At 41.5% G+C, this 21,572-nt stretch carries 22 protein-coding genes and 1 riboswitch; of the genes, 14 read left to right on the top strand and 8 right to left on the bottom strand.

What is annotated here, in order from left to right:
* The first annotated feature begins 143 nt into the window (after window positions 1-143).
* Together V7K46_RS16050 and V7K46_RS16045 are read left to right on the top strand one after the other, a co-directional pair.
* Entirely contained in the window at window positions 144-767 is a 624-nt protein-coding gene (locus V7K46_RS16050; protein ID WP_335114736.1) for a 4Fe-4S single cluster domain-containing protein, read from the top strand.
* Window positions 768-1,015: 248 nt separating this feature from the next.
* A complete protein-coding gene (locus V7K46_RS16045; protein WP_335114734.1) occupies window positions 1,016-1,435 on the top strand; it encodes a hypothetical protein in 420 nt (139 codons plus the stop codon).
* 166 nt (window positions 1,436-1,601) lie between these two features.
* Here V7K46_RS16045 and V7K46_RS16040 read toward each other — a convergent pair whose 3' ends face one another.
* The 3 genes from V7K46_RS16040 to V7K46_RS16030 all read right to left on the bottom strand — a co-directional run bounded on the left by V7K46_RS16040 (window position 1,602) and on the right by V7K46_RS16030 (window position 3,772).
* On the bottom strand, window positions 1,602-1,919 hold the full coding sequence (locus V7K46_RS16040) for a DMT family transporter (protein WP_334974419.1): 318 nt from the start codon (window positions 1,917-1,919) through the stop codon (window positions 1,602-1,604).
* A 595-nt stretch (window positions 1,920-2,514) separates the two neighbouring features.
* Entirely contained in the window at window positions 2,515-2,814 is a 300-nt protein-coding gene (locus V7K46_RS16035; protein ID WP_335114732.1) for a 2Fe-2S iron-sulfur cluster-binding protein, read from the bottom strand.
* A 103-nt stretch (window positions 2,815-2,917) separates the two neighbouring features.
* A complete protein-coding gene (locus V7K46_RS16030) occupies window positions 2,918-3,772 on the bottom strand; it encodes a uroporphyrinogen-III synthase (protein ID WP_335114730.1) in 855 nt (284 codons plus the stop codon).
* Window positions 3,773-4,057: 285 nt separating this feature from the next.
* Between V7K46_RS16030 and V7K46_RS16025 the strand changes: the two genes are divergently transcribed.
* Window positions 4,058-4,969 carry a S1C family serine protease gene (locus V7K46_RS16025; protein ID WP_335114728.1) on the top strand — a complete coding sequence of 304 codons (912 nt, stop codon included), beginning with the start codon at window positions 4,058-4,060 and terminating at the stop codon, window positions 4,967-4,969.
* A gap of 22 nt (window positions 4,970-4,991) precedes the next feature.
* Here V7K46_RS16025 and V7K46_RS16020 read toward each other — a convergent pair whose 3' ends face one another.
* Window positions 4,992-5,348 (bottom strand): hypothetical protein, encoded by a 357-nt coding sequence (locus tag V7K46_RS16020; RefSeq protein ID WP_335114726.1) that lies wholly within the window; start codon window positions 5,346-5,348, stop codon window positions 4,992-4,994.
* A gap of 77 nt (window positions 5,349-5,425) precedes the next feature.
* Between V7K46_RS16020 and V7K46_RS16015 the strand changes: the two genes are divergently transcribed.
* The 8 genes from V7K46_RS16015 to V7K46_RS15980 all read left to right on the top strand — a co-directional run bounded on the left by V7K46_RS16015 (window position 5,426) and on the right by V7K46_RS15980 (window position 11,625).
* Window positions 5,426-6,262 (top strand): S1C family serine protease, encoded by an 837-nt coding sequence (locus V7K46_RS16015; protein WP_335114724.1) that lies wholly within the window; start codon window positions 5,426-5,428, stop codon window positions 6,260-6,262.
* Window positions 6,259-6,891 (top strand): response regulator transcription factor, encoded by a 633-nt coding sequence (locus V7K46_RS16010; protein WP_335114722.1) that lies wholly within the window; start codon window positions 6,259-6,261, stop codon window positions 6,889-6,891. The genes V7K46_RS16015 and V7K46_RS16010 overlap by 4 nt, the downstream gene beginning before the upstream one ends.
* A gap of 192 nt (window positions 6,892-7,083) precedes the next feature.
* Window positions 7,084-7,560 (top strand): GlcG/HbpS family heme-binding protein, encoded by a 477-nt coding sequence (locus V7K46_RS16005; RefSeq protein WP_335114720.1) that lies wholly within the window; start codon window positions 7,084-7,086, stop codon window positions 7,558-7,560.
* Window positions 7,561-7,644: 84 nt separating this feature from the next.
* Window positions 7,645-7,834, top strand: a riboswitch (cobalamin riboswitch).
* A gap of 19 nt (window positions 7,835-7,853) precedes the next feature.
* Window positions 7,854-8,045 carry a CbtB-domain containing protein gene (locus V7K46_RS16000; protein ID WP_334722099.1) on the top strand — a complete coding sequence of 64 codons (192 nt, stop codon included), beginning with the start codon at window positions 7,854-7,856 and terminating at the stop codon, window positions 8,043-8,045.
* 38 nt (window positions 8,046-8,083) lie between these two features.
* Window positions 8,084-9,301, top strand: coding sequence for a hypothetical protein (locus V7K46_RS15995; protein ID WP_335114717.1), 1,218 nt, complete (start codon window positions 8,084-8,086; stop codon window positions 9,299-9,301).
* A 100-nt stretch (window positions 9,302-9,401) separates the two neighbouring features.
* On the top strand, window positions 9,402-9,566 hold the full coding sequence (locus V7K46_RS15990; RefSeq protein ID WP_335114715.1) for a hypothetical protein: 165 nt from the start codon (window positions 9,402-9,404) through the stop codon (window positions 9,564-9,566).
* Window positions 9,567-9,926: 360 nt separating this feature from the next.
* Window positions 9,927-10,352, top strand: coding sequence for a DUF1636 domain-containing protein (locus tag V7K46_RS15985; RefSeq protein ID WP_335114713.1), 426 nt, complete (start codon window positions 9,927-9,929; stop codon window positions 10,350-10,352).
* Between the two features lie 55 nt (window positions 10,353-10,407).
* Window positions 10,408-11,625, top strand: a complete 1,218-nt coding sequence (locus V7K46_RS15980) for a glycosyltransferase family 4 protein (RefSeq protein ID WP_335114711.1) — start codon at window positions 10,408-10,410, stop codon at window positions 11,623-11,625.
* A gap of 205 nt (window positions 11,626-11,830) precedes the next feature.
* On the opposite strand, the gene V7K46_RS15975 is transcribed toward V7K46_RS15980, so the two are convergent.
* Window positions 11,831-12,112, bottom strand: a complete 282-nt coding sequence (locus tag V7K46_RS15975; RefSeq protein ID WP_335024811.1) for a hypothetical protein — start codon at window positions 12,110-12,112, stop codon at window positions 11,831-11,833.
* A complete protein-coding gene (locus V7K46_RS15970; RefSeq protein WP_335114709.1) occupies window positions 12,093-12,338 on the bottom strand; it encodes a hypothetical protein in 246 nt (81 codons plus the stop codon). Before V7K46_RS15970 ends, V7K46_RS15975 begins: the two co-directional genes overlap by 20 nt.
* 1,382 nt (window positions 12,339-13,720) lie before the next feature.
* Between V7K46_RS15970 and V7K46_RS15965 the strand changes: the two genes are divergently transcribed.
* The 3 genes from V7K46_RS15965 (at window position 13,721) to V7K46_RS15955 (ending at window position 17,637) form a co-directional block, all read left to right on the top strand.
* Entirely contained in the window at window positions 13,721-14,530 is an 810-nt protein-coding gene (locus V7K46_RS15965; protein WP_335114707.1) for a hypothetical protein, read from the top strand.
* Between the two features lie 772 nt (window positions 14,531-15,302).
* Entirely contained in the window at window positions 15,303-16,523 is a 1,221-nt protein-coding gene (locus V7K46_RS15960; RefSeq protein ID WP_335114705.1) for an MFS transporter, read from the top strand.
* 136 nt (window positions 16,524-16,659) lie between these two features.
* Window positions 16,660-17,637, top strand: coding sequence for a hypothetical protein (locus V7K46_RS15955; protein ID WP_335114703.1), 978 nt, complete (start codon window positions 16,660-16,662; stop codon window positions 17,635-17,637).
* A 94-nt stretch (window positions 17,638-17,731) separates the two neighbouring features.
* Here V7K46_RS15955 and V7K46_RS15950 read toward each other — a convergent pair whose 3' ends face one another.
* Window positions 17,732-19,273 carry a hypothetical protein gene (locus tag V7K46_RS15950; RefSeq protein ID WP_335114701.1) on the bottom strand — a complete coding sequence of 514 codons (1,542 nt, stop codon included), beginning with the start codon at window positions 19,271-19,273 and terminating at the stop codon, window positions 17,732-17,734.
* 181 nt (window positions 19,274-19,454) lie between these two features.
* Window positions 19,455-20,900 carry an FAD-binding domain-containing protein gene (locus V7K46_RS15945; protein ID WP_335114699.1) on the bottom strand — a complete coding sequence of 482 codons (1,446 nt, stop codon included), beginning with the start codon at window positions 20,898-20,900 and terminating at the stop codon, window positions 19,455-19,457.
* Between the last annotated feature and the right edge of the window lie 672 nt (window positions 20,901-21,572).

The following is a 21,572-nucleotide window of genomic DNA, read 5'->3' as shown; positions in this document are numbered from 1 at the left end:
TAGTCAGTTAAAGCGGACTTTTCAAAATCCCCTAAAGTTTTTCAGAGATTAGTCATTAGTTTTAGTCCACTTGTCGCGGTTATCTAATTGAGGATTCGCTATAGTTAACGGTTAACAGGCAACGGCTAAAAGGAGTTAAAGAGATGGAAATTAAGCCAACTGACCCATCGCTAGCACTCATGGAAATTCCCTCTGGCTATCTCAACATTATGGGTTACGTTGATCAGTCAGAAGTTAATGGCCCTGGTTGTCGTGCAGTCGTCTGGGTACAAGGTTGTCTTCGTGAGTGTCCTGGCTGCTTTAATACTGACTCTTGGTCATTTGAGGCTAACCAATTGATTGCTATTGATACCCTTGTCGAGAACATTCTCAGCAATCCCCGCAACACGGGTGTAACGTTCTCTGGTGGAGAACCCTTTTGGCAAGCAACTGCACTGGCGTCTTTAGCTCGTCAGGTAAAAGCTGCTGGGTTAAATGTAATGTCTTTTACTGGGTTTACTCTTAAGCAACTACAGTCCCAATCTGCGCCGCCAGGTTCCCAAGCATTGTTAGAACAACTTGATATCCTGATTGACGGGCCTTTTGTCCAATCTCTGGCAATTAATTCTCCTAACTCTCCAGTTTCTTCCAGCAATCAACGGGTTCGTGTATTAAACCCAGCTTTCCAAGACCAGATTACCTGGGCTAGCGACCAGATAGAAATCCACATCCTCAAGGATGGTGGACGCATCGTTACTGGCTATCAAGGTGGATTGGAATTGACTTAAAAGTAATTTTTAAGTAGCAATTGAGTAGCAGCAAAAAATCAGGGCATTCAGCGTTAACCACTTCTGGATGACAGTAGTGTTGCAAGGCGATCTGAAAGGTATCGTCGATCCAGAGTGCAACTTTATCAGGAGTGATACCACTGCTAATCGCCCAGGTAGCGAATTCAAAAACAAATGCGGGGATTCTCCGATGCTTTTAAGTGGAGAATTCCTGCATGGTAGATTGACAACCGGCTCAATCCAATCTCATGCAAACCCAAACATATTTAAAGAAAAAATTACTAGAAGTACGCGAGATCCAGTCCCAACTAGACAAGAAAAATGCCGTATTAGTGGAGACAAAGCGCCAACTGGACAAGCAAATGAAAGAACTACTCCAGAAGCAGTCTGAACTGGAGAAGCTAATGGCTCGAACACGCCAGAAAGAGTTGCAATTACAAAGTCAGATACAACTCAATAGGACAGAAGTACAGTCAGATGCACCAGAGGTAGACTATCTTTCAGGTGCTGCAAGCAAAAATCTACAAAACGAACTGCTTGCTTTACTTTCTGGCAACGGAAACATTGCCACCAGATTACTCAAACACCAACAAAAGCTGAATCCTGGGAGGTCGTTGGACTGGTATTTGGAGAAAGTGATTTACGACTTGAAACGCGATCGGTACTAGCTAGTAGCTCCAACTCAGTCAACTTGGGCGGCGGCTGACTAGCACCAAGAATTGAATATGTTAAAACTTTCCCACTACTTAACTTTCACATGCACTAAAGTGGGTTTTGTAGTGGGATGTTTTAATAAACCCGATGATACATGAGCCGCCTAATTTATATCCCCCATCAACTTGCATTTATGCCAATTACCCCGATGATTATTAAGGCGATTGACATAAGTTTGATGAATGTGGCAGATTCACGAAACCAGATAATACCAATGATAGCAATTAAGATAGTTCCCAATCCAGCCCAGACAGAATAAGCCACACTCACTTCAAGTCTCTTGAGAGCAAAGGTCAAAAAAGTAAAACAAAGTCCATAGAAGACAAATATTAATACCGAAGGGAGTATTCTAGTAAATCCTTGCGATAACTTCATGCAAGTTGTGCCTGAAACCTCAAAAAGGATTGCTGCAATAAGGTAAATCCAACTTGTTGACATATCTGTTATCAGCAGTTTGTTAGGAATCTCTTATTATCTCTGTGAAATTCAAAAAATACAAGAGGTGAAATTATTATCATTAATCGCATGAACATACTAAAGTTTTGTACGATACATTACACATACAAGCTTTAAAAGTAAGGTGCAGGTGACGCTCGTACCGACGTTTTAAATAAAATTGCTATATTTAAAGTCTGCTTTTAGAGAGTTTACCGAAAACACACTATTTGGAATTACCGTACTTATTATTAAGGAAACTTCTGGTTCGGCAATCTTCCCAAATCATGTGATAAAAACCGAATTTATAAACCACTTTTATTTTTCAATACTATGAGAACAAAGCAAGGAATCAAATTTACGCTTGATATCTGCTAGCTATGTATGAAACTAAATAAAAAGCGCTCCCCTTTTGGAGAGCGCTTTTTAATGTGAATTACTCAGCCTATCCAGATTTATTACGAAAGTGCAAAATTTTAAATCTAGTAGAGTATGTTATCGCTGAGAGTACGACACCACCTCAGATTTGAAGTGCGTTAGGGTGAATGTTCTAACGCACCTGACAAAACTTGCTCTTTATTAAATCCACATCTCTTAGTTAAGCGTTGAGCGCTTCTTCTTGATTGGTTTCGATAACGCAATCAGAAGTGGCATAGGCAACGCAGGTGAGAACCCATCCCTCGTCCATTTGATCGTTGTCTAAGAAGTTCTGATCTGATTGGTCAATTGTACCTGAAACCAGCTTTGCGGTGCAGGTAGAGCAAGAACCAGCGTTACAGGAATAGGGCAAGTCCAGCCCATTTTCCTCGTTAGCGATCTCTAGGATGTACTCATCATCAGGAACTTCAATTGTTTTTTCTCCATCTGGGGTACGTAATGTGACCTTGTAAGTTGCCATGTTAAAATTCCTAGCTAAATCTAAACCCTATGTTCGATACTACGGGTTTATGTGCAGCTAGTCTAGAGTCAAATGTGGTTGATTACTCTGCATCACCAAGCGCTTAGTGTGAACTGGAAGTGAGAGTAAAAAATGTTGCGATCGCTTCAGCAAATCCTTCAAATGAACTATAATCCTTGGACACGGTAGAAACATTCATACCCAACTTTTGGGCATTGGTAGTTGTATAAGGACCGAAACATGCAATAATACAACGTTCATAATCGCTTTGCGAGTTAACCATTGTCAAAAAGCTTTCTACTTCCGCTGTGCTACTAAAGGCAATTACATCAATCATTCCTTGACGCATCAGGTTCAATTCAACACTGTAGATACTTGCGTCTAAACCCTGTGTAATATATGTGGGTACGCGAGTTACTTCTATACCCAATTGCTGCAAATCCGTAATTAAATTAGGTACAATATCAGGCTCAGGCAAACCAAGAACTTCTGGAACCGGGAGCAGCACTTTTTTCTTATGAATTTCTGGTAGTTTCGCTAGTTCTGCTACAATTCCGGCTGGGCTAGATTCTGCGGGAATTAAATCCACTTCGCCACAAAAAGATGATAAGCTTTCTGCGTCTTCTCCTAAAGCACATAATTGACATTTTTGTACTACAGATACGGGAATATCTAAATCATTCATCCGCTGAAAAAATGCAGTGATGCCATTTCTACTGGTGAAGACAATCCAATCAAATACCTCTATGCGACCCAGAGCGGCATCTAACTTAGTGTAGTTTGATAAATAGCAGGTTTCGATAGTAGGCATGAAAACAGGTAAACCACCTTGTTTGATGATTTGTTCAGCTAACCTATAAGCATAATTTCTCGGTGCTGTGACTAAAATCCTCTTGCCATATAGAGGTAATTCTCTAGATGGAGTGAGTAGGTCGATTTCTGTTGATTGGGTGTGCATTTTATCTCTACGACTGTGCGACTCTGGGTGAGCTTTTCATATCTAGATATCATGTTCGCTTGATTGCTTATATTAAGCCTAGTACAACGGGCGCAAAAATCCAGCTACCATCTCAATTAATTAGACAATTTGCTCAAGCCCCTTGTTGAGCAACTGGTTAAAGGTAGGTAAACTTTGCCTGTACTAGCCATTTTTCTAGGGTGAATTCTCCCCATTTTTCCGATGCCATCTGTGTTGAGCAAACGGCACGATATGAATATCTAAGAACGTTTGCAGAAAAATCTTATGTCTTCATTATTGGCTTTGTCCAACAGTTTAGCCGACACCGTAGAACAAGCTGGAAGTGCTGTGGTTGCTGTAAATGGGGGTACACGTCGTTCCTCAAGTGGCATTCACTGGCGTAATGGGATCATTGTTACCTCTGATGAGTCTCTCCAGCGCTATGATGACATCACCATTACTCTATCAAATGGTAGCACTGCACCAGTAACACTCATCGGTCATGACTCTAGTACTGATATTGCTGTTTTTAAACTAGAAAATGTCGAAATACCTGTGGCAAAAGTTGGCGATGCCAAAACGCTCAAAGTTGGTCATCTGGTGTTAGGACTGGCAAGAGGTAGCGAAGGTGACTTAAGGGCGGCGATGGGTGCAGTGAGTGTGGTTAGCGGTAGTTGGCGGAGTATGAATGGCGGGAATATTGACCAATTCATCCGCCCAGACATCAGCCTTTACTCTGGCTTCGCAGGTGGGCCGCTCGTAGATGCTGCGGGTTTTGTGGTAGGTATGAATACATCGGGGCGGCGTGGTACTGCTCTGACTATTCCCACTGCTACAGTCGATCGCGTGGTTGATCAATTAGTAGCAAAAGGGCGCATTTCTAAGGGCTACTTGGGTGTGGGAATGCAACCAGTACGTTTACCAAAGAACCTAAAAACAGCTCTCAATTTAACTTCTGCAACTGGGGTAATTGTCGTTAATGTTGAGCCTTCTGGGCCTGCTGACAATGCAGGTGTGCTGCTTGGCGATGTTTTGGTAACGTTCGATGGCGTAACTGTGGGCGATACAGGTGATGTGCTGGGGCTGCTCAATAGTAGCGATCGCATTGGTAAAGCTGTCAATGTGCAAGTTGTCCGGGGTGGAGTGTTAGTTGAGTTAGCGATCGCAGTTGGCGAAAGACCTACTAAGGAAGAATAATGCCAATTTGGGATGGGTTTAACTAGCTGTGTGAAGATTTTCTCAATTTTCTAGTCATTCGAGCTTCTGAACTCGGAATTTCTACCTTTTTGCTCGAAGGTTGAGCTTCTGAACTCGGAACTTTCACCTTTTTGCTCGAAGGTTGAGCTTCTGAACACGGAACTTCCACCTTTTTGCTCGAAGGTTGAGCTTCTGAACACGGAACTTCCACCTTTTTGCTCGAACGTTGAACTTCTGAACTCGAAACTTCCACCTTTTTGCTCGAAGGTTGAGCTTCTGAACTCAAAACTTCGACCATTTTGCTCGAACGTTCAAGCTTTAAACTCGGAACTCTCAGAATTTGCTTTCCAAAGTTAGGTTGACTGATATCTTGCAGCATTCTCAATTATCCCAACCCGACTAAAAACTATTGTCAGTCCACTGATTCTACTTTGACATGCTCAAAAATTGTATAACATGGCAAACACAACATTAACTAACATCGCTGCTGAATTGACAGAGGTAGCTGCTAAACTACGCCTACACACTGTCAAAGTGAAAAGCGGCTCTTTGGGAGTCGGTTCCGGTGTAATTTGGCAACCTGACGGACTAATTATCACTAATGCCCATGTCGCAACCAGCAACCGCGCAACTGTGGAATTGGCAGATGGAAGGGTATTTGATGCGGTGCGGACACAATTTGATCCACAGCAAGATTTAGCAGCCCTGAAAATTGTCGCCACTGATTTAACTGCTGCAACCATTGGCAATTCTGAGGCGCTACGAGTGGGTGAATTAGTTTTGGCGGTGGGTAATCCGTTTGCTGACAGCGGTGCTGTGACAACTGGGATTATTCATGCAAATAATCCACGGGCTGTTATGGCTGATTTGCAGCTATATCCTGGAAATTCTGGGGGGCCGCTTGCCGACTGTCAAGGCCAAGTTGTGGGAATTAACACCATGATTGTTAATGGTTTGGCTGTGGCAGTTCCCAGCAGCACTGTTGAGCGTTTTTTACAGGGTAATAGTCGTCCGCAACTGGGAGTCACACTGCAACCTGTGCTTTTAAATCGGCGTAGCTTGGGGTTATTGGTGTTATCAATTCTACCTGATAGTCCTGCGGAAACTGCTGGTGTACAAATCGGCGATGTTTTAATTGGAGTTTCGGGGCAATTATTCACTAGCATGAATGACTTACCCAAATATCTCCAGGACAGTAAAGGATCTGTGCCGTTACAACTCCTACGCGGTGGGCAGCAATTCGTGATTTATGTTGACGTGCAAGCTGGGAAAACTGCTGTGGAGGCGACATGATCCGAGTGATGGTAGTTGCTACTTCCCCTGTAGTCCGGGCAGGGTTATCAGCTGTGGTAACTACCAATCCTCGGCTGACGGTTGTGGGGAGTGCATCCGATTTGGATGTATTGGCAAGGGAAGTTGGGCAATTACAACCAGATGTGGTGCTGGTAGATTTGAGCAGCAATCTTCAACAATCGGTGTGGGAAAAATTGCTGCTTATTCAAGAGGAGCAATACCCATTAGCAATGATCGTCATTGTTGAAGAACTCGACAGCATCGATTTAGAGACGGGATTACGTTCTGGTATCCGGGGGATATTGCCCAGTAGTAGCACAGAGTCAGAAATTGTCGCTGCTGTGGAGGCGATCGCTTTTGGTTTGCTGGTGCTGCACCCGGATGCTGTAGAATTACTGTCTATCCGGGAAAAAGTGGTGGCGAATCCTGTACAAACCTTGACACCACGAGAGATAGAGGTTTTAGGAATGCTTGGGTCAGGGTTGGGAAATAAAGCGATCGCTAAACGCTTGCACATTTCTGAGCATACCGTCAAATTTCATCTCTCATCCATTTTTCAAAAGCTCAGTGTCTCCAGCCGCACCGAGGCTGTTGCTGTGGGTGTACGACTGGGTTTGATTATGCTTTGATCTGTAGTCATTATCAGTTGAATGCAATTGATCATCAGCTAAGTACAGCATTTCATCACAGCAGAATTCAAGTATTTGAACCACATCTGTCGTAGGGGCACAGCATTGCTGTGCCCGTAGAGCGTGGTCTATTTACCTGAAAATAGCTCTAATTCGTAGCGAATTAAAGAAAGGTAATACCCTGCAATGCTCGTGATATCCTTTATTGATGACCCGCCCCTGAAGGCACATATTTCTCCGATTGAAAGAATTACCATGACTTCTGACAAACATTCTGTATCTTTGGATGACGCACGACGAATACTAGCGGCTGGAGAAGCGAAGGCTCGTGCAATCGGACAACCAATGAATCTTGCGGTTGTTGATGCTGGCGGGAATCTTGTTGCTCATATTCGGATGGATGGTGCCTGGATCGGAAGTATCGACATCTCAATTAACAAAGCATTTACTGCTCGTGCGTTTGATCTCTCTACCAAATCCCTTGCTGAGGATGCTCAACCAGGAAAACAATTTTATGGTATTCACGCCTCAAATGGAGGACGAATCATGATCTTTGCCGGGGGTATACCACTTCAACGTGATGAGCAGATAGTTGGTGCGATCGGAGTAAGTGGTGGTAGCGGTGAACAGGATCAAGCTGTAGCTGAGGCAGCTGTCGCAGCTTTCTAATACCATTACGCTCTTGAGGAAAAAAAGTTTTCGATTTACTGAAATATTTGTTATAAACTCTTGTAAGATATTACATGTTCGTGTATGCTAACTCCACGAATCGGTTCTGACGGGTGCTACCCCGTGAGAAAAAACAGGGAAAGTGTAGTGAAACTCTACCGCTGTCCCGCAACTGTAAACTTCAGTTATCAGTCATCTGTTTTCAGTTATTTACTGTTTACTGCTCACTGCTGACTGGAGAAGTCAGAATGCCTGCCGAATCAATTAATATCGTCTGATCTGCGAGGTACAAAATGACGGTTCAATCTTCTAGTTCAGTTCAGCAACAAGTTGCCGGTCGGGTGCTATCAGTACCTGTACAATCAGCGCTCTATGTCGCACTGTGTTCTTTGACTCTGTGGACAATTTATTTCACTACATCCCCTGTGATCCATGACACGACTCATACTCTGCGTCACCACACACTGATGGTCAGTTGCCATTAGTTGATTGAGTCAATGATTAGCAGGAGTGAAGAAATCAAATGACAAAACTTAAGTGGTCTAAGCTGATCGGTGCGATTTGCATGATCGGAATTGTCCTGTATGGTTGGATCGGACTTGCCCAATCCCCTCAACCATCAGTGCGGCTAACAACGAATCCACCGATTAATCAGGTTCGACCCCTTGAGGCTGAAGCCACCACAGTGTTGGGATCGGGGCACTACAATCCGCCAGTGCAGCTGATGTTGCAAGCCGTAGATGCTCAAGGGCAATCTTTAAAGGATGCCAAAATCCACTTGCAATTGTTTACCAATCCTAAAAACCCCTGGTTCACAACAGATTTTCCGATCGTCGAGGGGACAAAGTTGCTGGACATTGAGGGCAATGCACCTACAGGTCAGTTGCAGGTTCAACAAACCCTGCCGATTCGGGGAACGTATCAACTCCAGGTAGCAGTTACTCCGCTCGTTGCCAATGCGTTTGAGCCGATTCAGCAAAAGCTGACGCTGACGTTGCCTGAAAATCCCTTAAAGTTTCGCTACTTTGGCATCCTGGTTGTGATTTTGCTGGCAGTTGGACTATTAGGAGGTTGGGTGATTGGGGGCAGACAAGCGATTCAACCGGGAGAAATTGCCCCGCAACAGGTGCGATTGTTGTTGAGTGGATTAATTGTGGTAGCGATCGCTGCACTCCTCTGGGTCAACATCAGCGCTGAACTTGCCGAATCGCACCATAATATGTCGATGCCAGGCATGGGAGAAGAAGTTCCGCCCTCTGGTAAACCCGCCAAATTGCAGTCTCAAGGACTTTATATGCAATTATCGGGTGACGAGAGTGCAACGGTGGGTCAACCTGCCAAATTGCAAGTCAGCGTTAGTGATCCCACAACTAGCCAACCTGTGACAGATGTACTGTTGAAGGTAACAACTACCCAACTCGAAAATAATTGGGTGGCGTTTGCTTATGAAGGGACTCCAGACAGCAACGGAAAATTGGCGTGGGAGCAGGAATTCTTTGACGGTGCCCCCCATAGTATTGTTGTCGAGGTTGCACCGCTTGCAAACGCAACTCGGCAATTTCAGCCATTCCAAGTTGCAGAGAATATTCCAGTCGAAGGTGTCGCTCCGCCGATGTCTGTCCGGTTGATTTCGCTGACTTACTTCACCGGAATTGTGGTAATTGGTTTGCTGCTGGGACTGTGGCTGCGACAACGGCAGACTCCGCGTAGTGGGATGACTTGGAAGCGTAGCGTTTCTTAGTCAATGTTAAAGGGCGTTATTGCTATATCAAACAGTTTTGCGTAAAAGCGTAGCGTTTTTAATGCAGGGTAATGCATTGGCATTGCATTGAGATGCATTAATGAGTCAAGCCGACGCATTGGCATTGCATCCCGACGCATTAACAATGTATCCCGATGCATTAACAATGTATCCCAACGCATTAACAATGTATCCCGACGCATTGGCATTGCAGGATATTGCTAAATTTGATTCGATAACAAATTCAGGACTTACGCACAGCTAACGGAAAATCGAACCACAGAGGCGCAGAGGTCACAGAGAAATGAGAGTTTGAGAGATATTTTGCGTAAGTCCTAAAATTAATGAAATGCTGTACTTATACCAATTCTGTATGAAGATGCGCTAAACCATATTTAAGTGCAAGAAAGAAAAACGAACCGCATTCGCGTAGCGTCTCGCAGAGAAGGACACATTCGCGCAGCGTCTCGTAGAGAAGGACACAAAGAAAGAAAGAAGTTAAAAGGGTTTGGCGCAGCCTCACAAAGAAATGGTATTAGTTTCTTTGCCCAATGACCAAACAGGCTGATTGCCTAAAATCCATGTCGGATACTATTGAGTGTTCGACATAACTTTTTATAGACACATGAATCATCAACACATTATATTCGTCTGTACAATTTGTGGAAGTAGTGATCAGACAAAACAGTATGTTGCTAAAAGCGACGGTGAACGGCTGCTAGAGAAATTACAAACCCTATATCATGACTGGGTATTGCAAGACAAGTTTTCGATTCAACCCGTTAAATGCATGGGTGTTTGTGACCAGGCTTGTGCAATTGCTTTCGTCTGTTTTAACAAACACACCTACTTATTCGGCGATCTACCTGCTGATGCTGAAGGTGTAGAGAAGACAGCAACTGCTGTACTTGAGTGTGCTAGTCAGTATCACGCCAAGCCAGATGGTTTACTTCCTTACGCCAAGCGCCCGGAACTGCTCAGAGGCGGAGCGATCGCCCGGATTCCACCTATGCCGACGGAACTTTCAAAAGCGGACACAGAAGTGAGGTGACATATAGCCTCCTATGAGGTCATGGTGTATGTATCACATTTGATTCATCACTTTTATGAACATTTTAATGCTATCTTCCACCTTTCCCTACCCACCAACGCGCGGGGGAACTCAGGTAAGGACATTTAATTTACTTAAATACCTGAGTCAACGCCATACTGTTACCCTCGCAACTCAACGCGAAGGCGATGTGACAGACACAGAAGTAGCAGGATTACGCGATTGTGTGGAGCATCTAGCTGTTTTTGAACGTCCGCTAGATTCTGGAACCACCGGAATATTGAAGAAAATACAGCGATTTGGTAAATTTTTGCAACAAGGGACACCGCCAAGCGTACTTAACCGCTACTCAATTGAGATGCAAACGTGGGTTGATAACTGGGTGGAAGCGGGAAAATGTGATGTGATTACCTGCGAACATAGCGTCAATGAAATTTATGTACCATCGCATTTTCATAAACAGCTAAAAACTATAGTTAATATTCATAGTTCTGTTTACGCAACTTGTCGCAACCAATTAGCAACGGGTATTTCGGAAAATTCCCTCAGAGACAAAATTAATTTGCCACTTTTGCGTCGTTATGAGCAAAGCTACTGTGCTAAATTTTCGGCAATTGTAGTCACAACAGAAGAAGATAAAATTCAACTACAAGAGTTAAATCGCAATAGTGAAATTACAGTTATTCCCAATGGCGTAGATTTAGTTTCTTTCCCGAACCGTAGCACCGATCCAGGCGGACATCGCTTAATTTTTATCGGTGCAATGGATAATTTGGCAAACATTGATGCTGTCTGCTTTTTCAGTAACGAAGTCTTGCCCGAAATCCAAAAACTTTATCCTGATACAACTTTCGATATTGTCGGTTCTCATCCAGTCTCAGAAGTTTTAGAACTTGCTCAAAAACCAGGAATTAATGTGATTGGGCGTGTACCTTCGATGGTAGAATATTTACATCAAGCCACCATCTGCGTTGTACCCATGCGAACTGGGTTTGGCATTAAAAATAAAACTTTAGAGGCAATGGCAGCTGGTGTACCCATAGTGGCAAGCGATCGCGGCTTAGAAGGATTAGCCGTAGATGTTACTAGTGATTCTTTACGGGCATTACGAGCGAATAAACCGGCAGAGTACGTCACCGCTATTAGTCAACTATTTGATCATCCACATCTGCGATCGCAATTGTCTTACAACGGCAGACAACTAGTAGAGACAGAGTTCACTTGGGATATTGCTGGTAAAAGCTATGAACAAGTTTGTCTGAGGAGAGAGTAATATTAATTCGTAATTAGCACACAGATAAAAATGCTTAGTCTAATAAAGATCCCACCACTAGCTTCTAGATAAATTCTAATTGTTCTTTTTTGTCGGTGTGGGACAAATATGTGTAGAGACGTTGGATTGCAACGTCTTTACTTCAATTGTGCAAATTATTTTATCTAAATTGTATTGGTTCAGGGTTAGCTCGTGAAGAAGCACGTCAATTATTGTCAAACCGAGTCGAAGACCCTAACACAAGTAATTTCTTATGCTTACGTTTATTCTTATTTTTGAGGGTAGTCAAATAATTATCAACGTAGCGAAAAGCCGCGGCACCGTCGTAATCAGCAATGGCTATAGCTTGCAAGAAAACCTTTGAAGGAATTTCAAACCGTAAAAATTTTTCAGTCAAAATTAACAAATCTTTATCTGTAGCGGGAAAAGTAGTTTCTTCTGCTTCTTCTGGATCATGGAAGATATCTTCAATTAATGCTTTGTACACTTTGTACCTCCCCAAATGCATAAGATGCAAAGCCTGTGATAAAGTTTAGCTGCTGATCGCGAGTTTGTAAGTTAACTGGGAGTTCAGTTCCAGGACATCCTATCTCCTGTAAAATCTCTAAACAATAAGCACTGAGTTCAGTGTGTGGAGCAAGCTCCAACTCTTGAGCTACTTCTAGAGCCATCTCCAGATTGACTTGGATAACCATCGTTACAGGGTTGGTCATAAACACGCCCTAATAAACTGGATGCTCTAAGTTTTGATCACAAGTACAAATAGCGTAACGGTGTTTTTGCGGAATTTATAAAGAGGGCAAAATAAAGTATCAGCGCATTTGCGGTAATGTATCCGAAATTATGTAAACTAGGCTAAGAGCTAGACAATTTCGATCTGGGTGCGATCGCTGCACCAGAAGATGTTGGCGTAACCCTTTGGGGATTTTGCTACGCGCAGTGTATCGTAAAGCCTGCGGCATAGATTCTCTTAAGGCGCAACCTCTGTTAGAGAAGACAAGCGATCGCTCTAGAAAATTAAGTACAAATGCCTAATAAATAATAAGCCGTATAAATATAGATGTCAACGGGTCGCACCCAAGATTAAGAGACTTCATTCATCTTATTGGGGACGCCACTTGACAAAAAGAGGCAAGGGAGAAAAAGGATTTTCGGTACGCCGCCATTAGGGGCGAAATCTTCTAATATTTGAGCGCTGTTCTGCCTCACCCTGCCAAGAACTGCCTCTGGCTGACGCATTGACACAGAAGCCAAAATAGCAGATGTGGTTTTCAAGGCTTCTAGCTAAATTTTTCAATTACCTTTTAGCCATGCCTGGGTTGGGCTACATCTATGCAACTAATAAAAGGTGATTAACAAAAGGCTGAAACAACCTATTTACGTTGATACATAAGACGATTATTTTGTATAGTGCATAGATCACAATTTTATTGCTTCTCAATATTTCCGACACAATAACAAATTTTTAAGAAACCTAAATTTTTATGCATTTTTCTTTCACCACATATATAAAATAAGATTAATTATATTTAAGTATATTTCATCAGAATTTTATAATTCAGCTCGTTGTAATATGCAAATATTACAACGATCAAATATATTTGAACCGTAAAACTACAAAGGTATATATTATTATGTCCATTAATGTAGCGAAGCAATCCCAAACCCTTGCAATTCCTTCATTTCACTTCACTTGATTCACAATGACAAATGTATATTTTATTTTGCACTACTACTTGGATGTGTCCCAATCTTTGGCTGGGGTATCTACCACAGCTGACCTGTAAGCTGAAACTATCTCAGCCAATAACTTTCCTAGTCAGTGATACAAACACAAGTAATTGTCTTTGTACCTCAGGGTAAAAGTTGTGTTGTAAAAACGGGATTAGGCTGGTAAAAGTATGAATTGTGTCAACTCTCACCACCTAGCCCTCAAGAAGTTTTGGCAAAATAACCATTGAACATAGCAGTTGCTTCTCCTGTCAAAGACGTTACGCGAACAACTATCTCGACCAGAGCAATGCATTGCCTCATCCTGGGTGTTGAATTATTGCATTTTGATGATATTTTTCTAAAAAATTAAGGAGGAAGGCTTGTGGCCTTTACGAGCAATCAATTATTTAAGTTATCTGTCAAATATCTACCAGCAATCACAGCTATAATAACGGTTCTTCCATTACCAGTTAAAGCAGCTACATTTTTAGTAACTGAACGCGCTATTTTGGAAAGCAATGATCAAGTCGATTGGGGAAGTTTAGGTAAAGTATTCAATCCCTCCGCTCCTGACTTTTCTACTTTTTTACCTAACTCTTTTTTAGCAACCTCACAAGGTGGTTTAGGGTTGGATATAAATATAGCTCCAACTAATAAACCTCAGATTACTCCACCGTTTGTCTTTCAAACTTTACCTCCACCTGGCATTCGGACTAACTTCGCTCAAGGAGATTTTGTTCTCTTCGGAGGTATAGATCCAACAGGTTTTCAACCTCTTCCTCCTGGTACTCCTGATCCTCGGACTCAGGGGAATGGAGGGCCTTTTAGCATTAGTTTTGCCCAGCCAGTTTTTGGTGCTGGTGCTCAGATAGCAGTAGACATTAGTAATTTGGAAGTTGAAACTTTTATCACCGCTTTTGATAGCACCAATAACCTGTTGGGTAGTTTCTCCGCTCTAAGTACTTCGTCATTAGCATTAGATAATTCGGCAGTGTTCTTAGGGATTCGTAGTGATACTCCAAATATCTCGCGACTCGTTTTTAGCAGTTCTGATCCACAATACGCCTTGGCTATTAATCAGTTAAGTATTCTTGCAGTTCCCGAACCAACTTATACCTTGGCGATATTAGCTTTTGGTATTTCAGGTGCTGTTTTGAAACTACGCCAAGGTACTTGGCCAAATAATTACTAATATTTCGGCTGCACTCAATACAAGTTCGTAATTCGTAATTGAAGAGTGTACACCAGCCCAGACCAAAATCTCTGATTGGGTGTTCTGCAAGACGCTCTCTAAGAGACGCTCTTGCTAGCTTGCTTTCCCATTGGGGTAAGCGAACTGCCTTTTTCATGTCGCTATCAGTGATGAGTTCAGAACTAAGGACATTTCTGAATAAGAAATTACCAGGCGAGTTAGAACAGTCTTTTTTCCAGTAGAGAATCAGAACTGACTCAATCGGTCTATCGGGTAATTTATTTTCCGGAAATCGCCTAACACTGATTGTAATTACGAATTACGTTAGAGTAGCGGTACCGAGTCCGCAAGCGTCATTATCAATTACGAATTATTTTGACACTCCCACAGCGTTGAAGAAATAGCTTTCATTGAATAAGTTCGAGGTTTCGGACATACTCAAACTTCTGTCAGACGTAAGTTCCACATAATTCTTATCTTTAACCAAATTAAAGTCAATGTCATACAAAGAATTAGAAAATATCATAGACGCTAAGATCCAAAAAGCTATACGGAAGCACGAGTTCATAGTTGCTTTCATTAGTAGTATTATTGGCTTGATTTTTATAATGGGTTTGTTCCACGCTATTTTGCTCAACCACACTCAAATTAATGCATTTTGCTTGAACTGATTACTGGTTGCATTCAATGGAATCTTTATTATTAAGTGTTCCCTAATGTCCATAAAACTAATCTAAGTTACACATATTTTTTATAAAAGGGAATTGCACTTATGAAGAGTACAAATAATAGCAGGGCTATATTCGTCTTATTTTTAACTGTATTTATAGACTTGCTCGGCTTCGGAATTATCCTGCCGATACTACCTTTGTATGCTGAACAATTCGGCGCAAAACCTAATGAAGCGACTCTACTTGTAGCTATTTATTCTTTAATGCAGTTCTTATTTGCACCATTATGGGGTAGTCTTAGCGATCGCTACGGTCGCCGTCCGATTTTATTATTTACTTTATTCGGTTCTGTAATTGCATACGCTGGGTTAGGCTTTGCCAACTCATTATGGATTTTGTTTATTGCTCGTAGTCTTGCCGGGATTATGGCAGGGAATATTGCTACTGCTCAGGCGTACATAGCAGATATTACCACGCCAACTAATCGAGCTCGTGGCATGGGCATAATCGGAGCAGCTTTTGGTCTTGGCTTCATTCTTGGCCCAGCGATTGGAGGTCTTTTGATTGGGTCTGATGCGGACAACGCTAACTTCCATCTACCCTCGTTGTTCGCAGCCGGATTATCTTTATTGGCATTGCTTTGTGCTTTGATGTTACTTCCAGAATCTCTAAATTCTGAGACTAAAGCCAAAATAAAAGCTTATCGCTACCGTCAGCAACGGCTGAACTTGCTACACCTGTCACAGCGTCCCCAGTTTTGTATGCTTCTTGGCATCTACTTTTTAGTAACCTTTGCTGTTGCGGCTATGGACTCGACATTGGCTTTATGGTCTAAGCAGCAATTAAACTGGGGCCCTCAACAAACTAGTTATCTTTTTGCTTTCATGGGGATTGTCAGCACAATCATTCAAGGAGGACTCATCGGATTCCTCAAGAAACACTTGGGTGAAATAAAGTTACTTATCTTGGGGATATTAGGGTTAGGTTTAGGATTACTGCTAATTGGATTCTCACAAAGCTTAACTTTATTGTTGGTGTCCACCACACTTTTGGCATGGGGAATTAGTGTCAGTCAACCAATATTGAACAGCCTGATTTCCCAGATGACCCCCCCAGAAGAACAAGGACAAATATTAGGAATTGCCAGTTCTTGCTCTGCGTTGGCACGCATTGGTGGTCCAACGTGGGCAGGGGTTAGTTTTATGAAATTTGGGAGTTCTGCTCCTTTTTTGAGTGGATCTTTAATAGTGCTGATAGCTTTGACTCTTAGTTTGCGAGTGACTAAAAGCGCATCTGAATCAAAGACAGAACGTGTAGCCTGAAAATCCTGATTTAAAAGTAAAAAGGTAAGGATTCAGGATTCAGAAAGCTTCGATAACCAAGCTTAATAATTTTTTGAACAGCCTTATACTAAAGACTTTTAATCCAAAATCTAAAATCTAAAATCTAAATATTAGTATGACAGGTCGCCGAGTATTATTTTTAGGCATCTTTGTAAGCATCCTCCTCACTTACGGAATTTGGATCGGTGGGAGCATTCCTGCAACCATCATCAAACTTCCTGACCAAGGATTAAACTGGTACTACTGGAAGCTTCCCAATCCGACCTTTTGGAGTCGAGCGACGGCTTGGGGCATGTACCTTGGGCATCAGTTTAGCATCTGGGCGTGTATCTTGTGGGCGCAGCGATCGCAGTTGAAATACAAATCAGCGTTGCATCCGATTAATTACCTTATGCTTGCCATTAATGGTGCATTCATTGCTTTACACTTTCTCCAGACCTATATTTGGTACGATGCTTTAGCTCAAGATACTTCAATTTGGGCTTCCCAAGGTGCGGTTGTCCTTCTACTGGTCTTCGTACTGATTTTAGAAACGCCTCGACGCGGTTTGTTTTTTGGCAATTCTGTTCCATTCCATCAACAGTTTTTACAAATTATCAAGCTGTACCACGGCTACTTTTTCTCCTTCGCCGCTATCTATACGTTTTGGTATCATCCAATGGAAGCGACTGTGGGGCACTTAATTGGTTTTCTCTATATGTTCTTGCTTCTGCTCCAATCGTCGTTAATCTTTAACCGCACCCATGTAAACCGTTGGTGGACATTCACTTTGGAAATTACGGTGGTTTTACATAGTGTTGTTGTATCACTGATGCTAGGACAAAGCAAGTGGCCAACATTTCTCTTTGGTTTTATTGGCATTCTGGTGCTTACCCAACTCCACGGTCTACCTGTTAGTATCTTGACTAAACGTACAATCTACGGAGCCTTTTTAGTGAGTGTACTGACCGTTTATGGACTGACTGAACGCGGCTTGGGCAGAATTTACGAAGTAACCTATATTCCTCTGATTGAGTTTGGGCTAGTTGGCGCAATTTACTTAATCTTCCTGCTCATTTTATGGACAATTTCTCGTTTACCTGTCAAGACGTAATATCGTATTAGCGTTGTAACTCGTTGAACTCCAGCAACCTGAATTGTTAAATTAGGATAATATCTTAACTCGTCTGGGTTATTTTAGATAAACTTTAAAGAATTGAAATATTTTTTAAATGCCCATAATTATGTCCTTTATTATCACGTTGTATAGGAGAAGAATTAGTCTGTTTTGAAAGGATTAATTCTGCCCAATTATTAAGACTTCTATCAGAAATCAAATGTTCAAACTCATGTAGAGAATGCACAATTGGCGGTATATTCAAACCCATACGAGAGCAATAGTCAGTTTGCTTTACCATCTCTTCAAATACTGTAGATGCAGCAATACTGTCATAAAAAGTTAAAATTAGAGAAATCACTGGCTTGTCGTGAAGATTTAAAGCTTTTACTGTGTTGCCAATTTGCTCAAATGCAGAATGAATTCGACACCAAACATCAGCAAGTTTATCAACATGGAAATAGGCGCTTGTATCGGCAGACATAATACTACTTTTGCATTCTAATACGATATATGAACTTGAAGTTTCAATGAGAAAATCAGCACGTTTCTCTTTGCTAGAGGTAGGATTTTTGACATCGGGAATTCTCTGAAAAGAATTAGGAATAATAAAAGGAAGAAGTGTATTTTCAAGATAATCCTCGAATGAGCGACTCAATAATCCTTCTAACCTTTTTCTAGTACTATCCTCGAAAACAAGACTTCTAATCTGATTCCAACAAGATTCCGTAAAAGAAAAGGGATCTGGCAAACAGAATCTTTCATTATTCAATTTAATAAAAGGAACTTCTAGAAAATAATTGTAAAATAGAGGTTGATAATAATCAGGAACACTATTAAGTGTTTGATTGATTCTATTCCGAAAGGAATTACCAGCTTTTGAAGAAAAAAGCTCACTATTTTGCTTAACAAATATGTTTATATTTTCTGGGTTAATACCTTGTTTTTGAACTTTATCATCTATATCGGTAAGTTGAGAAAAATCCCATAATCCTTTTTTATTATAAAAATTTCCAAACACCATTAAGCAACCTAAAATTTGTTTGAAGTAATTTTTTGGACTTAGTTTTGTGCGCTCTAAAAAATCATCTGAAAACTTTTTATTTGAATGTTTATCCAGTAGCTCAATAAATTTTATCGTTCGATGTATGCGAGCAACTCGGTATCCTAAACCTGCATTTTGAAAAGCTACTAGCCTTTGTAGGAATAAACCAGCTATATGATCGCGAATTACTTCTAAATCCAAAATATTACTCAATTTGATCGACCAATTACGCGCTATTTTCTCATTATCAATTTCCCATTTTCGGATATAACTTAATAGGGCTTCTGCTTCTTTATCAAGAATACGTTTGTCTGAAATGGTATGCTGATCCCAATTATGGTAAGCATTAATTAAGCTGTCAAACGTCTCAACACTAATATCCCCATGCCGATAGGGATTACCTGCACTAGCTAGTAACATGAGTCGAACAGCATAATTGCGTTCAGTATTACTATGCAACCAATCTAAAGGATCTGAATATTTGGTTTCCCACTTTTGCCAGCATTTATTAGCTCCAATCTCTAGAATAGATGTTGAGTTGTAGCGGCGAATAAACTCACGTAGCTCAGAAAAACTTTTGAAATCCATTTGAAGTTAAAGAGCAGCAAGCTAAGATGGAGCAAGATTCGTATTATGATGCCATATCAGCCTTAATTAAACATTAGACATTTCCATAAATTAATTATGCGTTGCCCAGAATCCTTGGTAGGCACAATTCATTAATTATGCCTACGTCATTTTCGGAGTGTCTATGAAAAAATCAACAATTTTACTCACCATTACTAATGTTTTTTTGCTGTTGATAACGCTGTTTAAACTGCTGTTGTTGTATTTTATGATCTACAATTGGATCAGGATAGCCAACAGCGTGACGTTCTAAAGGTGGAATTTTACCAGTAACTAAATATTCTGTATCTACAGACCGCAATTCTGATACCCATTGCCGAATATATTCCCCCTCTGAATCGAATTTTTGTGTTTGACTGGCTGGGTTGAAAATCCGCACAGGTTTGGGGTCCATGCCGCTAGAAGCACTCCATTGCCAACCGCCATTATTGGCAGATAAATCCCCATCAATCAACCTCTGCATAAAGTATTTTTCTCCTAATTGGGGATTAATTAGCAAGTCTTTAGTGAGGAAACTGGCGACAATCATCCGACAACGGTTGTGCATCCAGCCACTTTCGTTTAACTGGCGCATTGCTGCATCTACAATCGGGTAGCCAGTTCTCCCCTCACACCAAGCTTGAAAATATTCTTCGTTAGTTTCCCAAGGAAAGTTTTTGAAGGTGTCACGGAAAGCACCATCAGCTAATTCGGGGAAGTTATACATTGCATGTTGATAAAACTCCCGCCAAGCTAATTCTTGTTGCCATGTGCGAATATTAACTGCTGTTTCCTCACTGCGGCTATTTTCTTGTGCTTCTATAGTGGCTTGCCAAACGGTGCGAATGCCAATTACGCCAAATTTTAAAGCTGCACTCAGTTGCGATGTTCCATGAACTGCGGGAAAATTCCGCTGTTCTTGGTATTCAGTAATAGCTTTAGTAGTAAATTCCTCTAGCCGTTCTTGCGCCGCCGCCTCTCCGGGTGAAATAATCAATTCTCCATCCCAAATAAATCCTAAATCTTTCGCTGAAGGTAATGCGATCGCTCCTGCAAGTTTTGCAATTTCCTGTTCAGCTGCCGTTAACCCCTCAACATTTTGCAGTGTTTCTACTGGTTGAGCCTTCGGCTTGCTAATCCAATTTTTCCAGAAGGGGGTGTAAACCGTGTAAGGACTGTTACCACCCGTGCGTAACTCATCTGGGGAGTTGAGGATTTGATCCCAGTTTTGGTTAAGAAACTGAATACCTTTTTCTTTGAGAGCATTTATAACGGTGCGATCGCGTTCTTGCGAATAAGGTTCTACATCCCAATTCCAAAAAACAGCTTTGGCATTTATTGCCTCTGCTAAAGCTGGTATCGCTTGTACAGGATTGGCGTGGAGTATTAATAACTGGCTACCAGTTTTAGCATATCGCTCTTGGAGTTTCTCCAAACAGCCAATCATATAAGTTATTTTCACAGGAGCGACATCATCCCGTTCCAGAATATTCGGATCAAGGCAAAACACCCCTACCACTTTCGGACTCTGCTGTTTTGCCGCAGCCAGTCCCGTATTGTCAGAAATGCGTAAATCACGCCGATGCCAAAACAGAATTAAGTCAGACATTCCATACTCGATATAGTTCACCCGTACTAGCTTAGATGCTAGTGGTACCAATGAGCATCATTCTGGCGATAAATTTATTCTGTAAATGGCGAAAGTCTCTCTGGGGATAAGGGGTAATGGGGAGTGAATTGACAGGAGTCACGAGGAAATTAAACCCCGGTTTCTCAATCGGGAATAGTGGTTTTTTAGCTCAAAGTTGAGTATACTCTTTTTAACAGTTAATTAGTCTTTTTGTTATGGCTAACCTACTACTTGACGACGATTTATTCAGCAAGAAAAATGTTGCTCAAAACGTTCTTTTGGATGAAAGACTTGTTGATAGTCGCTACACTTGCCTTCTTTACATTCAATCAAGCTAGAGCGTTCTACATAACCGCTAATAATACGGTTTTTTCTGCCAGATTACCATTGTGTACGCATCGCTATCTCAACAAATACCATAGTCCAATTTTATACCATTATAGTTGGTATTGATGGAGTGACGGTTAGATATTCTCAAGCAACAAAATATTTTCCACCTACAAAAAAAATATTTATCTACTTATCTGTATCAGATTAGTTGGTTAATTTTCGCTAAAAATGTCGAAAATTCTGACAAAAAAAATGTTATTACTAAAACGACATGTCGAATTGATACTTGCTAGAATTTTACCAAGATAGCCAAAATTGATA

The organism is Nostoc sp. (assembly GCF_036917395.1).
Taxonomy (GTDB): domain Bacteria; phylum Cyanobacteriota; class Cyanobacteriia; order Cyanobacteriales; family Nostocaceae; genus Nostoc.
This window is presented reverse-complemented; position numbering and strand designations above follow the sequence as displayed.